This window comes from Flavobacterium sp., from assembly GCF_043773265.1.
Classification (GTDB): Bacteria; Bacteroidota; Bacteroidia; order Flavobacteriales; family Flavobacteriaceae; genus Flavobacterium.
Map to the genome: position 1 here is coordinate 1 of NZ_JAYVFH010000227.1, position 14657 is coordinate 14657.

14 protein-coding genes are annotated in these 14657 nt (G+C 28.5%); 4 read left to right on the plus strand and 10 right to left on the minus strand.

From position 1 onward, the window contains the following. The coding region (locus ACH2BO_RS11950) for a Gfo/Idh/MocA family protein (protein ID WP_395044961.1) at nt 1-548 on the minus strand (548 nt) is incomplete at its 3' end. Between the two features lie 154 nt (nt 549-702). Between ACH2BO_RS11950 and ACH2BO_RS11955 the strand changes: the two genes are divergently transcribed. Beyond that, the gene (locus ACH2BO_RS11955; RefSeq protein WP_395045028.1) at nt 703-1344 is read left to right on the plus strand and encodes a protein-L-isoaspartate(D-aspartate) O-methyltransferase; all 642 of its coding nucleotides are present in this window, start codon (nt 703-705) and stop codon (nt 1342-1344) included. Nucleotide 1345: 1 nt separating this feature from the next. Beyond that, on the plus strand, nt 1346-2647 hold the full coding sequence (locus ACH2BO_RS11960) for a T9SS type A sorting domain-containing protein (protein ID WP_395044962.1): 1302 nt from the start codon (nt 1346-1348) through the stop codon (nt 2645-2647). Between the two features lie 48 nt (nt 2648-2695). Here ACH2BO_RS11960 and ACH2BO_RS11965 read toward each other — a convergent pair whose 3' ends face one another. Together ACH2BO_RS11965 and smpB are read right to left on the minus strand one after the other, a co-directional pair. After that, on the minus strand, nt 2696-3742 hold the full coding sequence (locus ACH2BO_RS11965; protein WP_395044963.1) for a Fic family protein: 1047 nt from the start codon (nt 3740-3742) through the stop codon (nt 2696-2698). A gap of 79 nt (nt 3743-3821) precedes the next feature. Then, on the minus strand, nt 3822-4277 hold the full coding sequence (smpB, locus tag ACH2BO_RS11970) for an SsrA-binding protein SmpB (protein WP_395044964.1): 456 nt from the start codon (nt 4275-4277) through the stop codon (nt 3822-3824). Nucleotides 4278-4437: 160 nt separating this feature from the next. Here smpB and ACH2BO_RS11975 point away from each other — a divergent pair, with 160 nt between their 5' ends. Beyond that, nucleotides 4438-5943: a S8 family peptidase gene (locus ACH2BO_RS11975; RefSeq protein WP_395044965.1), complete on the plus strand. Its 1506-nt coding sequence runs from the start codon at nt 4438-4440 to the stop codon at nt 5941-5943. Between the two features lie 89 nt (nt 5944-6032). Beyond that, nucleotides 6033-6260, plus strand: coding sequence for a VF530 family DNA-binding protein (locus ACH2BO_RS11980; protein ID WP_395044966.1), 228 nt, complete (start codon nt 6033-6035; stop codon nt 6258-6260). A gap of 30 nt (nt 6261-6290) precedes the next feature. On the opposite strand, the gene ACH2BO_RS11985 is transcribed toward ACH2BO_RS11980, so the two are convergent. From ACH2BO_RS11985 to clpB, 7 genes are all read right to left on the minus strand, one after another. After that, nucleotides 6291-7817: a hypothetical protein gene (locus ACH2BO_RS11985; RefSeq protein WP_395044967.1), complete on the minus strand. Its 1527-nt coding sequence runs from the start codon at nt 7815-7817 to the stop codon at nt 6291-6293. Nucleotides 7818-7828: 11 nt separating this feature from the next. After that, nucleotides 7829-8989 (minus strand): ATP-binding cassette domain-containing protein, encoded by a 1161-nt coding sequence (locus tag ACH2BO_RS11990; RefSeq protein ID WP_395044968.1) that lies wholly within the window; start codon nt 8987-8989, stop codon nt 7829-7831. 17 nt (nt 8990-9006) lie between these two features. Continuing rightward, the gene (locus ACH2BO_RS11995; protein WP_395044969.1) at nt 9007-9567 is read right to left on the minus strand and encodes a GNAT family N-acetyltransferase; all 561 of its coding nucleotides are present in this window, start codon (nt 9565-9567) and stop codon (nt 9007-9009) included. Nucleotides 9568-9587: 20 nt separating this feature from the next. Further along, a complete protein-coding gene (locus ACH2BO_RS12000; RefSeq protein WP_395044970.1) occupies nt 9588-10436 on the minus strand; it encodes an aldose 1-epimerase family protein in 849 nt (282 codons plus the stop codon). Further along, entirely contained in the window at nt 10420-10935 is a 516-nt protein-coding gene (locus ACH2BO_RS12005; protein WP_395044971.1) for a DUF4199 domain-containing protein, read from the minus strand. The genes ACH2BO_RS12000 and ACH2BO_RS12005 overlap by 17 nt, the downstream gene beginning before the upstream one ends. Nucleotides 10936-11063: 128 nt before the next feature. Continuing rightward, complete coding sequence (locus ACH2BO_RS12010) at nt 11064-11732, minus strand: hypothetical protein (protein ID WP_395044972.1); 669 nt, start codon at nt 11730-11732, stop codon at nt 11064-11066. A gap of 102 nt (nt 11733-11834) precedes the next feature. After that, nucleotides 11835-14444, minus strand: coding sequence for an ATP-dependent chaperone ClpB (gene clpB / locus ACH2BO_RS12015; protein ID WP_395044973.1), 2610 nt, complete (start codon nt 14442-14444; stop codon nt 11835-11837). Nucleotides 14445-14657: the final 213 nt, after the last annotated feature.

A 14657-nucleotide genomic window follows, 5' to 3' on the forward strand; every position in this document is an offset into this window, starting at 1 on the left:
CCGCTTGCGTGAACTGCTTTTACTTTGCTTTTTACAACACTTAAAATGGCATCAATATCGTGAATCATTAAATCTAAAACTACAGGAACATCTGTACCACGAGGATTAAATTCTGCCAAGCGATGCGTTTCTATAAACATTGGATTTTCAATCATATTTTTTACAGCAGTAAATGCAGGATTAAATCGTTCAACGTGACCAACTTGTCCTTTAACGTTATATTCTTTAGACAAAGCAATGATTTCTTCGGCTTCAAGAACAGTTGTTGCAATTGGTTTTTCTATAAAAACATGTTTGCCACTTTTTATGGCAACTTTTGCACATTTGTAATGAGAAAGAGTAGGAGTAACAATATCAATAACATCAACTGCGTGAAGTAATCTTGCAATGGTATCAAATTGTTTATAACCAAATTCGGCTTCAATTTTGGCACCGTTTTCGTGATTTTCATCATAAAAACCAACCAATTCATATTTTTCAGATTGTTGTAATAATCGTAAATGTATTTTTCCAAGATGACCAGCACCTAAAACGCCAACTTTTAGCATAAAATTAAATTTTATCAAAAGTACTAATTATATAATAAATTCCAATGTTGAAATTTTAAATTCCAATTGAAAAATAAATAGATTAAATATGAATTTTGTAATTTGAAAATTCATATTTTTAATGTTATTTTACGAAAACTTATTTACTACTAAATTGAATAATACAAACAAGCATCAAGGACTTAGAAATCAACTGGCTAAAATTCTTGAAGACAAAGGAATTATAGATAGAAATGTATTGGAAGCAATTAAAAAAATTCCGAGACATTTATTTTTAGATTCTAGTTTTGAAAATTTTGCCTACCAAGACAAAGCATTTCCAATTGGTAAAGATCAAACAATTTCGCAACCTTATACTGTTGCATTTCAGAGTCAACTATTAGAAGTTAAAAAAGGTGATAAAATTTTAGAGATTGGAACTGGAAGTGGTTATCAAACTGCAGTTTTATGTTTTCTTGGTGCCAAAGTATATTCGGTAGAACGACAAAATGAATTGTTTAAAAAAACATCTAGATTTTTGCCAACTTTAGGTTACAGACCAAAATCATTTGTTTTTGGAGATGGATATATTGGACTAGAAAGTGAAGCACCTTTTGACAGTATTATTGTAACTGCTGGTGCGCCAATTATTCCGCAACCACTTATGGCTCAATTAAAAATAGGAGGAAGACTTGTAATTCCGCTTGGAGAAAAAATACAGGTAATGACTTTGTTAATTAGAAAAAACGAAACTCAATTTGAAAGACACGAATTTGGAAATTTTATTTTTGTACCTTTATTAGAAAATAAAAATTAACATGAAGAATTTTTTACTATTTATTCTTTTTTTACCTATTAGCTTTTTTGCACAAGGTTATACAAGTTATTTTACTGGAAATGCAACTAATATTACTACCAATCCAGAGTTTGGTGTTTGTTTAATGGGTGGAGCAACAGAACATGATAATGCTATGATTTGGTTGTTACAAAAAGCTAATGGTGGTGATGTTGTAGTATTGCGTTCATCTGGAAGCAATGGTTATAATGATTATTTATATTCTCAGTTAGGAGTAACTGTAAATTCAGTCGAAACTATAGTTATAACTTCTGTTGCTGGAGCTACAAATCCTTATGTATTGAATAAAGTTGCTAATGCCGAAATGATTTGGTTTGCTGGTGGCGATCAATGGAATTATGTTTCCTATTTTAAGGACAATGCATTAGAAGATTTATTAAATGTTCACGTATCAACAAAACATGCGCCAATTGGTGGTACAAGTGCTGGAATGGCAATTTTAGGAGGAAGATATTTTTCTGCACAAAATGGTACTGTCACTTCAGCACAAGCAATGGCAAATCCATATGCATCAAATGTTACTTTAGGTGGATATTCTGGTACAACTTTGCCAACTACTGACTTTTTAAATGTTCCTTTTTTAGGAAATGTAATTACAGATACACATTATGATAGTCCAGATAGAAGAGGAAGACATGCTACTTTTATGGCTCTATTTTTTCCTATAACTGTAGTTAATGGTATTGCCTGTAATGAATATGTTGCGGTTTGTATAGGAAATGATGGAAAAGCTAAGGTTTATGGTGATTATCCAAATTATGATGAATTTGCTTATTTTATTGAACCTAATTGTTTTTGGCCAAATCATGTTGAAAATTGTCAATCTGGACAACCATTAACATGGAATTTTGGTGGTGAAGCACTAAAAGTGTATAAAGTTCCAGGTACTATGAACGGAACAAATTATTTTGATTTATCTAACGGATGGCAAAATGGTGGAGTCGGCGGAAACTGGGAACATTGGTCTGTAAATAATGGAGTTTTTTCGGCTGTTGCAGGAACTGGACAAAATTGTGTTTTGGATAATCAAAATTTTGATGAAAAAGAAATCATTTTTTATCCAAATCCTGTAAAAAATGTTTTGTTTATTGATGGATTAACCATTTCTAACTATAAAATTTATGATGCTCAAGGAAGAGTGATCGAAGATGCTGAAACAATTAATTCTAATGAAATAAATGTTGCATCGCTTTTAAATGGAATTTATTTAATAAAAATTTCATTTGATGGAAAAACTATTATAAGGAAATTTATAAAAGAATAATAAAACCCATCTAAATTTAATAAAAACAAGATGAGTTTTAAATATAAGTTATTGTTCAATAATTGACAAATAACGCTCTAAACATTCTTTTTCTATTTGAGCAATAAACAATAAAAAATTTTCTTTATTGTTTGTTGTTTGAGAAGTTTCTAAAGATTGATAATAAGTCATTCTAGAATCATAATCACCTTTTATATTGGCAATTACAAAACCGTTTTGTAATAAAATTAAATTCATTACCAACCGCGAAGTTCTACCATTCCCATCAATAAATGGATGAATTGTTACTAATCTTTCGTGCATTTCTGCAGCAAGAATAATTGGATGCAATTTATTTTTATTGTTTTCATACCAAATAAAATAATCTTCCATTTGTTTAGGAACAATAAAAGGTTGTGGTGGCATATGTGAACTTCCTTTTATCATAACTTGAACTCTTCGATATTTACCAGCATCTTCGGGTATAATTCCTCTAAGAATTAAATTATGAATTGCTAAAACTTCTCTTTCATTAAATGAAAAATTTCGTTCCATTAATAGTTTTATATAACCAATTGCCTCAACATGATTTATTGCTTCTAGGTGTTCACGCATACTTTTTCCTGAAATGGTTAAACCTTCATTTATGACCAAATCTGTCTCACGAAGTGTTAATGTATTTCCTTCAATTCTATTACTTTCAAATGTGTATTCAAGTTCTAGTGCTTGAGCAATTCTAAAACTATCAAATGCACGAAATTTATCAAGCTTTGATTTTAAAACATCAATTTCGGATAATAAATTATTTAAATTTGTAGAAAGTAAATGAGTTGATTTTTGGTAAACTTCTCTTTCTTCTTGAACTTGCATCATTGCTTTTATAGCCAAATTATCATCTCCAATTTCATAAAGAATTCTTTGTTTTAGCCAAGCGACCATCAATGTTTCATAGTCTATTTCTAAAACCTGGGCAAGTTTTAATACTTGATCCTTAGTAGGTTTGCGTGTGCCATTTTCAAATTTACTAATCAATGCTTGATCAATACCTAAAAGTTGTGCTAACTCTCGAGTTTTTATGTTTTTTTTTTCTCTAGCGTTTTTTAATAAAGTTTGCATTTTATTTATGACTTAATTATTCATGACAAATTTAGTCATAATTTTTGAACAAAAAAAACAATCAATATTTTTTTTATTTTTAATTAAATTCTTTTTTGATTCTCGCTAAATCGCGTTTGGTATCTTGTTCTTTTAGAGATTCGCGCTTGTCATAGGTTTTTTTACCACGGCAAAGTCCAATTTCTAGTTTAGCCAATCCTTTTTCATTAGTAAATAATCTAAGCGGAACAATTGTTAAACCTTTAGTTTCAACACTACGAGCAAGTGATTTTAATTCTTTTTTATTGAGTAAAAGTTTACGTTCACTTCTCGCTTTGTGGTTAAATTGATTTCCAAAAGCATATTCTTCAATTGAAGTATTAATAGCAAACAATTCAAGATTATTAAATTCACAAAAACTTTCAGTAATATTAGCTTTGCCTAAACGAATTGATTTTATTTCTGTACCTGTTAACACAATTCCTGCCGAATAAGTTTCGAGAATTTCATAATCGAATTTGGCTTTTTTATTAAGTATGTTAGCAGTTTTTATCATTATGGCAAATGTAGTAAAAAATACTAAAATTATTTTTTAGTTATTGAAATAAGTTTAAACGACTTCATTGTAATAAAATGTTAATAACAAAATAAAATAGTAATAAAACAGAATAAATAAATTGGTATTTTCGTAAAACTAACCATAAAAAAAACCTAAAATGATAAAAAAATTATTAAAATTATGTGTATTATCACTATTTGTGTTTTCAGCTTGTTCAAAAGATGAAAGTAACACTGACCAAATTGTAATTAATCAAGCTCAAACAAATTCTTTAACAATAGATGAAATAAATTCTAAAATAGATCAATCATTTGCTACAAAAGGTTCTTTTAATTGGAATGAAGCGTCAAATCATGTTTTATGGAGTGCAATTTATCAAGGACAAAAAGTTGCGTCAATTGGTTTTGGAAATACTGTTGCCGATTTTGATAGAAGTAAAACATCAAATAATAAAGTTATTGAAAACGAGATATTGAATATTATTATTAGATACGAAGGAAAATCAATAAATAATATTTTAATTGTTTCAGATCGATATTTAAATCAAATAGATGTAATAATTGAAAAACAAGAAACTATAATTGCATTAAAACGTAGTAAATACATTCGCTATTTAGAACCAGCAGATTTTAGTTATTCTGGAGTAAATAGTGGTTTAGAAAAATCATCTTCATCATCTTCTGGTTGTGGATATGAATCAGAAACTTTAAGTACAACAGATTATACAACAGTAACTCCAAACGCAAAAGCACCTTGGACATTTTACCAACATAATATTCCTGCTGCTTGGAGTTTATCAACAGGAAGTGGAATAACTATTGGAATTATAGATTCTGGAACTTCGCCAAATCAAACACTTTTAGGAAGTAATTTTAATGATGGACTTTCATCAGGTAGATCAATTCAAAAATTTGGAACTTATGTAGATTCTATTTGGCCTTGGAGTACAGCAACTGATGGACCAGATGACCAATGCGGTCATGGAACAAGTATGGCATCTGTAGCTGCAGCACCAAGAAACGACAATGGTTTACCTGTTGGAGTTGCTTATAATTCAAATTTAATAACTTATCGTGCAGCTTCCAATGTGGTTCTTGATGGTTATCATGAGCAAAATGGAGTGAAAAATGCTTTCACAGCATTAGGAAATAATGCATCTGTAAAAATTATATCTATGTCAATGGGAAATATTATTTCTGTTGGAAAAATATCAGATGGTGTAAAATATGCCTATAATAAAGGAAAACTAATTTTTTGTGCAGGCGGAACATCAACAAGTTTTACAACTTTTGTAGGAGTTATTTTTCCTGCTTGGATGCCAGAAGCTGTTGCAGTAACTGGTGTAAAAGAAGGAACATCAAATCAAAAATGTGATGTTTGCCATGTTGGTAGTAAAATAGATTTTACTATTCAAATGCAAAGAACTAGCTCAGGAAATTCAGTTCCAGTTGATAGTTATTATGACAATCAATCAGATTATGTTGGTGGCTCATCAGTAGCTACTGCAACAACAGCTGGAATTGCAGCATTAGTTTGGTCTGCACATCCAACTTGGACAAGAGATCAGGTTTTAACAAAAATGAAACAATCGGCAACTTATTATCCAACTAAAAATGCTGATTATGGACACGGAAACATAAATGCATTATTAGCAGTTCAATAATATTTAGCAAATTATTTTAATAATCATCTTGTCTAAAAAATGAGATGGTTTTTTTATGTCAACCAATTTCAATAAACTATTTTTGCGTCATGGAAAAACAAAAAGATCCACTTCACGGAATTACACTTCAAAAAATAGTTGAGCAATTAGTTGATTATTATGGTTTTGATACTTTGGAAGAATTTATAAATATTAAATGTTTCAAAGAAAATCCCAGTGTGAAATCGAGTTTAACTTTTTTGAGAAAAACTGATTGGGCAAGAAAAAAAGTAGAAGAATTATATATTAGAACCTTACCAAAATTAAAAACCCTTTAAAGATTTTTTTAAAGGGTTTTATTTTATTTTTTAATTCTCAGCAATACCTTTCCATTTTTTTATTTTTATAGAAAAGAAGTACATCATAACTATTACAAAAACTACGTTTAGCCAAAGCATTGATTCATCATTATCTTTTAGAAATTTTAAAACTGGATAATTATCATAGTTAAAATCATCATATCTTTCATAATATCCATAAGTGTATTTTAAAAAATTAAAAAGCAAGTAATAAACAATTGGAATTACTGTTGGAAATAGCCACAACAATCCGTTTAATGTAATTGGAGAAATACCTTTAGTAGTTTTTCTAGAAGTAATAAATATAAAATAAATAAATAAGGACATTGAAACAACTAACAATCCGGATAAGTAAAATTTTTCTGAACCAAATATTCCTGATAATATTCCCAATAAAATATTTAAAACACCTAAACTTACCAAAGCAATTAGCCAATTTCTGCCAGAACTTATTCTAAATGAAAAAATAACTATTGCTAATCCGAAAGAAAAATAGAGCGCAAATAAAATCATTTCTTCTTTTATAGACGAACTTGTATAAGTTGATGCAATTTCTTCATAATTTGAAAACAAAACTTCAGCTGGAACATAATTTCGATTGAAAATATATTTTTCTTTTCCTATAGTTTTTGTATACTGGTTTATAGAGTCATAATTATATTCATAAGCTCCATCTATAGTAGTTGTTTCAGAGTTTGCATATTCATTACCATAATTATTATAATATCCTTTTTCTTCTTTTGCAACTTTTAAAGTTTGTGTAAATGTTGGGTAATTATAAACAATAGAAAACCATTTTTCGGCATCTACATTTGATCTTAGATTGTGCTCATTTGCAATTTTAAAAAAATCATTCATAACAGCTTTGATTGAATCTTTTTGCTGATTTACAAGCCAATTTTTTATTTTAATTTTTGTTAATGAATCAGATGTAACTTCAAAAAAACTAAAGTTTTCAATATCTTTATTTATTAATGATTCTAATGAATATTTTTTATTATTAAATAAAACATGATCTAAAGGAACACTTTGTAGTGTGTCATTAATCATTTTATCAACATATTGTGGACCGTCATAAGTATAACCCAAAAACAAACTTGCTTTGGCTAGAGTTGCACATCTTTTAGTTGCTTCTTTCTCAGAATAATAACTTTTTACTCGTAAATCGCTTCCAAACAAAAAACTAAAACTAAAAGAAGATATTAATATAAGTAAAGAAAAAATAATAAACCATTCTTTAAACAAAGAGTTGTTTCTCTTTGGATAAAAAGATTTAAAACCATTGTTTTTTAGATAAAAAACTAACCAAACGATAAACAATAAAATTGAGATTAAAACACCAAAGAAAAGTATGATTTCTTGATTGTTTTTATAATAATTGCCACCAGTTGTTGTAAAATCAATCTCACCAGAAACATAACCTAAGAAAAAGAAGATAATATTAAAAACGATTAAAAAACTTGCCATTGGAACAATTTTAATATTCCACAACAACGGATAATTTATCAATAAATAATTTTGAATTTTTTTAAACATAATTGCAAGTATTAGGAAACGAAAAATCGTCTTGTTGAGTTGGATATATTTCTAAAGTAAAGTAATTGAATTTTGTTTTCGGTTGCTAAAGTCATAAAATCATAAACTGTAACATTTTCTGAAAAATTCACTATGTAAGTTCCGCCATTAAATTGTAAAGAAATCATATTGAGTTTTGCAAAAACATCACCAAGTTGGCTTTGAGTCCAATTGCTTTCAAATTCAATAATTAGATTATTTTGTTGAATTTCATTTTCTGGATTTATTTTCTCGTGTAAGTTTTTTTGTTTTCCGTTTTTTAAGAAAATGACTTGATCTGATGTTTTTTCTACTTCATACAATTGTTGCGAACTCAATACAATACCAATTGGTCTAAAAGCTGATTTTGCAATTGCTCTAAAATCTTCTAAAACAGTTTGTTGAGCAAGAATATCAAGATTAGCCAAAGGTTCATCAATTAATAATATTTTTGGTTTTCTAAGCAACATTCTTGCCAATTCAAAACGCATTTTATATCCAGATGATAAACTCTTCCAACTATGATTTCTAAATTTTCGTAAACCCAATCGAGCAATAATTAATTCAACAACTAATTCATTTTCTTCGGGTTTATAACCATAATTTGTAGCTGTAAATTGTAAGTTTTCAAACATTGAACCATACCAAGTATCAGTTCGTTGAGGAATATAAACCAATTTGGTTCTTAAATCATATAAATCTTTGTGTTCAAAATGGTAATCAATTTTTCCAGAAGTTGGATGTAATTCTCCACAAAGACTTCTTAAAAGTGTAGTTTTTCCGTTTCCGTTTTCGCCTACTAAACCTAGAATTTCTCCTTGATGTAATTCTAAATCAATTGGACCAAGACCAAAACTTGAACTTCCATAGTTTTTTTCTAAACCAGTAGTTGAAACCAATATTTTTTTATCAAGTATTGGTTTTTTTGATAAAGTTTCGTGTAAATCAGATAAAACGGTTTGGTATTTTTCTTTTTTACCATCAATATTGTTTTCATTTTGGTCTAACCAAACAAGGAAGTCGTTTGTTTTTTTGTAATGGTTTAACTCTTCTGTGTCAAGTGTTAAATCAATAATTCTCTTTGTTAAAATAGAATAGTCTTCAAATTTTAAAAAATTTTGTAACTCTTCATATTGTTTTTCAAATTCGTTCATAAACACGTATATATTTTTTATTTTTTAAAATTTCTTTTCAAAATAGAATAAATTGCGGTATCCAAAAATTTTTCATCATACAATTCATTTTCTATAAAGTGAGCTTCTTTGACAAATCCGTTTTTTATTAAAACTTTTTCAGATGCAATATTGTCTGGATCAATAACTGCTTCTATAGAATGCATATTTAAATCTTCAAAACCATATTTTAAAACTACTTCAATTGCTTCGGTAACAATGCCTTTTCCCCAATATTCTTTCAAAATCATATAACCAATTTCGCAACGATGATTTTCTGGCTGAATTCTATAATGACCAATAATTCCAATTAATTTAGGATTTCCTTTTATAGTAATTGCCCAATTAATTCCAACGTTACTTTCAATTTTATCTTCAATCATATTAATATGTTCCAAAGCTTCCTCTTGAGAAGTTACCAAAGGTCTTGGAATGTATTTCATTGTTTCTTTATCACTACGAAGTTTTAAAACCTCGGCAACATCATTTACAGAAACTCTTCGCAATAATAATCGATTAGTTTCTAAGTTTTTAAACGGATGAAAATTTATGGTTAACATAAAAATATTTTTCTGTGAATTTATAAAATTTCTATCGAAAACTGATAATCAATACTACTTTTTGAAGATAAAATTTTAATTTCTTCTTTTTCTAATAATTTTCCAGTTGTATTGAGCGTGTCAGAATAACCAAGCCAAGGTTCGATGCAAATAAATGAAGCATTTATTTTCGTCCAAATTCCAAGGTTGTTAAAATCATTAAATTTTACTTTTAGAATTGGGTTTTCATTTTCAAGAATTGTTATTTCTTTAGATTGTAACGATTTAAAAATTAAAGCATCATTTTTAAAAGTCGAGTAGGAAAGTGGTAATTTTTTATTTTTTAATTCTATTTCATAATTGTTATTAGATAATAAATCGTTTTCTAGTGTAAAACACTTTAAGACTTCTTGTTCTTGAAATTCTAAGGAATAATTTTCAAAATTCTCTTCTAATGCAAATGCTGGATGTGCGCCAATACTGAAAGGAATTTCTATTTCTTCAAGATTTATTATTTTATAATTTATTGATACTTTTTTTTTGGACAAAGTATAATGGAGTTGCAATTCAAATTTAAATGGATAAATTTTTAAAGTTTCATCATCATATTTTAAAGAAAATACGATTTCAATATCTGATTGACTTATTACTGTAAATTCTTTATCTCTTGCAAAACCATGCCTAGACATTTCATATTTTTTATTATTATATAAATATGAATTGTCTTTTAAGGTTCCAACAATTGGAAATAAAACCGGAGAATGTTTACCCCAAAAAACAGAGTTTCCTTCCCAAATATATTCTTTAAAATTACTTTTTAATGAAATTAATTCTGCTCCAAAATGTTTTATTGTTGCTGATAAAAAATCATTTTTAAGAGTTGATGTCATTATTAGCTTTTCTTTTTAAAACTAAAGCACCAACTAATGAAACTACAATTCCTAAAGGCAAAATTTCCATAAATGTCAATAAAATCACCATTATTGGACTTTTATACCATTCTTTCATTTGGTTAATTTCTTTAGTTTTTTCGGCAATATCTTCTGGTTTTGTATTTTTCAAAACCATTTCACCATATTTTTCCATAAAATCTGGAAAGAAATTATAATGTATAATCAACCATACAATTACATAAATTATTGAAATTACTAATGAAATTAGTATACCTGTAATAAATGCTTTTCCAAAAGTTATACTATTATTATTGGCATCACGATGTTGCTTAATTCCAAGAATTACAAATACAAATGCTAAAAACATACTGCCAAAACCTACAATCATGCTTGGTTCATTATCTGGATTGGCTTTCATATATAAAGTTACAAAAATCATAATCACACTTACAATAGTTCCGCCAATAATTCCGTTTTTTAAAATAATGTTTTTCATAAATTAGTATGTTAGTTAATAAAATCTCTATATTATAATTCAATAAATGGTATTATATATTGGATGAGTAAATGTATAAAAAAACATCAATTCTTTATCGAAATGATATTTGTATTTTAATATAAAACTTAAAATAATATGTAACCAAACTTTATCCCAATAGAAATATTTACAGTATTTATTGTCCCAATTGGTCTTATCAAACTTTCAACTTGTGTTCCGCCATGAAATTCATCATCTAAAATACCATCGTTTTCTTCTTGTGATAAATTATTTGAAGATTTTAAAAAACGAATTCCTAATCCAAAATAATAAGTAAATGTAAATTTTTCTCCCAATTCTTCTACAAAACTATATTTTAAAGAAATGCAGTTCATTTTTCTTTTCATAGAATATTGTTTTTCAAAATTTGGTCCATCATTTATAGAAATGCTATCTTTAAAATCATAAGATTGTTGCTTGTATTGGTATTCAATGCCAAGATATTGAGTATTGTATTTATTTTCTAGAATTCTAAATTTAATTTCGGGTTTTATAAGATAACCACTAGAATTTATTTTAACACTTTGATTACTAGGTAAATAATTTCCTGCTTCAAGAGAAAAAGATAATTTATTCTGTAATTTTATGTCTGTACCATATCTAATTGATGGACCATCAAAAAAATCAATTAATGAAAGCGGAGCAATATATAGTACTACTTTAGGATCTAAATCAGATTCATTTATTATTTCTTGTTGAGCATAACTTGATGAAATTGAAAACAATAGTAATAACAATAAGTAGGTTTTAATCATTTAGTTTAGTAATTTATTCTTGCTAAAGTAATAATTTTATACAAATAAAAAAACACCAACTCATTACTGAATTGATGTTTTCAAATAAAATTTTCTTTATTTTCAATTAAGAATTTCAACTTCGGTTTGATTTCTAAAAACCAATTCACCATTGAAACTATCTAGCAAAATAATACTATCTGTTCCTACTTTTCCGGCCAAAATTTCTTTAGAAAGTTGGTTTAAAACTTCACGCTGAATAACACGTTTTACAGGTCGCGCACCAAATTGAGGATCAAAACCTTTCTCAGCAAGATATTGAATTGCTTCTGGAGTTGCATCCATTGTAATGTTTTGTTGTGCCAACATTTTGATTACATTTTTCAATTGTAAACCAACAATTTTATTAATATTGGCTGTGGTTAATGGCGTAAACATTACAATTTCGTCTATTCTGTTTATAAATTCTGGTCGAACAGTTTGTTTTAATAATCCAAGAACTTCAATTTTGGCTGCTTCAGTTGCGGCTTCGACACTTCCTTTTAAATTTTCAAATTTTTCTTGAATAATAGCACTTCCCATATTGGAAGTCATAATAATTATGGTGTTTTTAAAATCGGCTAATCGTCCTTTATTGTCGGTCAATCTTCCTTCGTCTAGCACTTGTAACAAAATATTAAAAGTATCTGGATGTGCTTTTTCAATTTCGTCTAGTAAAATTACAGAATAAGGTTTTCTACGAACAGCTTCGGTTAATTGTCCGCCTTCGTCATAACCAACGTATCCTGGTGGCGCACCAACTAAACGGCTTACGCTATGTCGTTCTTGATATTCGCTCATATCAATTCTTGTTAATGAATTTTCATCGTCAAATAAATATTCGGCAAGTGCTTTGGCCAATTCTGTTTTTCCAACTCCAGTTGTTCCTAGAAATAAAAACGTACCAATTGGTTTTTTCATGTCTTGTAATCCTGCGCGACTTCTTCTAACAGCATCGCTTACAGCTTCAATTGCTTCTTCTTGACCTACAACTCGTTGGTGCAATTCATCTTCTAGTTTTAATAGTTTTTCACGTTCACTTTGAAGCATTTTTGTTATCGGAATTCCGGTCCATTTTGCTACAACTTCGGCAATATCATCTCTAGTAACTTCTTCTTTTATTAGCGTTGTTCCATCTTGATTTTCTTGCAATTGTTTTTGTAAAACATTTAAATTTTCTTGTACATCTTTTATTTTACCGTAACGCAGTTCGGCTACTTTTCCATAATCGCCATCGCGTTCTGCACGTTCTGCTTCGGCTTTAAAATCTTCAATTTCTTGTTTTATATTTTGAATGTTATCTACAACGTCTTTTTCTGATTTCCATTTGGTAAAAATTTCGTTTCTATCTTCTTTTAAATTGGCTAAATCCATTGAAAGACTTTTTAATTTACTTGCATCATTTTCTCTTTTTATGGCTTCCATTTCAATTTCCAACTGCATTATTTTTCTATCTAGAACATCTAATTCTTCTGGTTTAGAATTTATTTCCATTCGCAATTTTGATGCAGCTTCATCAATTAAATCAATAGCTTTATCTGGTAAAAAACGATTGGTAATATAACGTTGCGATAATTCTACGGCAGCAATAATGGCATCATCTTTAATTCTAACTTTATGATGGGTTTCATATTTTTCTTTTATTCCACGAAGAATAGAAATAGCACTTTCGGTATCTGGTTCATCAACAACAATTTTTTGAAAACGTCGTTCTAGTGCTTTGTCTTTTTCAAAATATTTTTGATATTCGTCTAATGTCGTTGCACCAATAGCACGAAGTTCGCCACGAGCCAAAGCAGGTTTTAAAATATTGGCTGCATCCATTGCGCCTTCACCGCCACCAGCACCAACTAATGTGTGAATTTCATCAATAAAAAGAACAATGTCTCCATCAGATGATGTGACTTCTTTTACAACTGCTTTTAATCGTTCTTCAAATTCTCCTTTGTATTTTGCACCAGCAATTAAAGAACCCATATCTAGTGAAAAAATAATTTTATCTTTTAAATTTTCAGGTACATCGCCATCTACAATTCTGTGTGCTAAACCTTCGGCAATGGCAGTTTTTCCAACTCCAGGTTCACCAACAAGTAAAGGATTATTCTTAGTTCTTCTGGTTAATATTTGTAAAACTCTACGAATTTCTTCATCTCTTCCAATAACTGGATCAAGTTTTCCTGTTCTAGCTAATTCATTTAAGTTTTTGGCATATTTATTCAAAGCATTATAAGTTTCTTCGGCAGATGCAGAGGTTACTCTTTCACCTTTTCTAATTTCTTTAATAGCTGCTTGCAATGCTTTTTCGGTTACACCTTGATCTTTTAAAATTTGGGCTACTTTACTTTTAGATTTAAAAATTGCTAGTAGCAAATGTTCTATTGAAACATACTCATCGTTCATTTTCTTGGCAATGATGTTGGCTTCGGTTAATGCAGTATTTGCATCTCTAGAGAGCATAATTTCGCCACCAGAAACTTTTGGAAAACTTTGAATTGTGCTGTCTAAAATCTTTTTAAACAAATCGATATTTACGTTAAGTTTGTTTAATATAAAAGGCGTTACGTTTTCATCAACTTCTAGAATTCCTTTAAAAATATGTTCGTTTTCTAGTTGTTGTTGACCATAACTTTGCGCAATTTGCTGTGCTTGTTGCAATGCTTCTTGCGACTTAATTGTTAAGTTATTAAAGTTCATATATTTTTATTTTTGTGTAGTTATTGTTTTATAGATTAGTCAATTTATATTCCAATACTAGTTTCAAGACAAAATGACTGAATTATTGCTTAAAATAGTATTAAATTTACGACAAAAAGTCGGTTTGTATGCCAAATTCTCAATTTGTTTCACAATAAATTAAAAACTAAATAGTTAAAATATTTTATAATTAGAATTTTAAATAGCCATAAT

Coding starts and splice junctions, on each gene's coding strand:
- ACH2BO_RS11995 (WP_395044969.1), bottom strand. CDS start 9,567: ATGTTAACCATAAATTTTCATCCGTTTAAAAACTTAGAAACTAATCGA.
- ACH2BO_RS12000 (WP_395044970.1), bottom strand. CDS start 10,436: ATGACATCAACTCTTAAAAATGATTTTTTATCAGCAACAATAAAACAT.
- clpB (WP_395044973.1), bottom strand. CDS start 14,444: ATGAACTTTAATAACTTAACAATTAAGTCGCAAGAAGCATTGCAACAA.
- ACH2BO_RS11965 (WP_395044963.1), bottom strand. CDS start 3,742: ATGCAAACTTTATTAAAAAACGCTAGAGAAAAAAAAAACATAAAAACT.
- ACH2BO_RS12005 (WP_395044971.1), bottom strand. CDS start 10,935: ATGAAAAACATTATTTTAAAAAACGGAATTATTGGCGGAACTATTGTA.
- smpB (WP_395044964.1), bottom strand. CDS start 4,277: ATGATAAAAACTGCTAACATACTTAATAAAAAAGCCAAATTCGATTAT.
- ACH2BO_RS11975 (WP_395044965.1), top strand. CDS start 4,438: ATGATAAAAAAATTATTAAAATTATGTGTATTATCACTATTTGTGTTT.
- ACH2BO_RS12010 (WP_395044972.1), bottom strand. CDS start 11,732: ATGATTAAAACCTACTTATTGTTATTACTATTGTTTTCAATTTCATCA.
- ACH2BO_RS11960 (WP_395044962.1), top strand. CDS start 1,346: ATGAAGAATTTTTTACTATTTATTCTTTTTTTACCTATTAGCTTTTTT.
- ACH2BO_RS11985 (WP_395044967.1), bottom strand. CDS start 7,817: ATGTTTAAAAAAATTCAAAATTATTTATTGATAAATTATCCGTTGTTG.
- ACH2BO_RS11990 (WP_395044968.1), bottom strand. CDS start 8,989: ATGAACGAATTTGAAAAACAATATGAAGAGTTACAAAATTTTTTAAAA.
- ACH2BO_RS11980 (WP_395044966.1), top strand. CDS start 6,033: ATGGAAAAACAAAAAGATCCACTTCACGGAATTACACTTCAAAAAATA.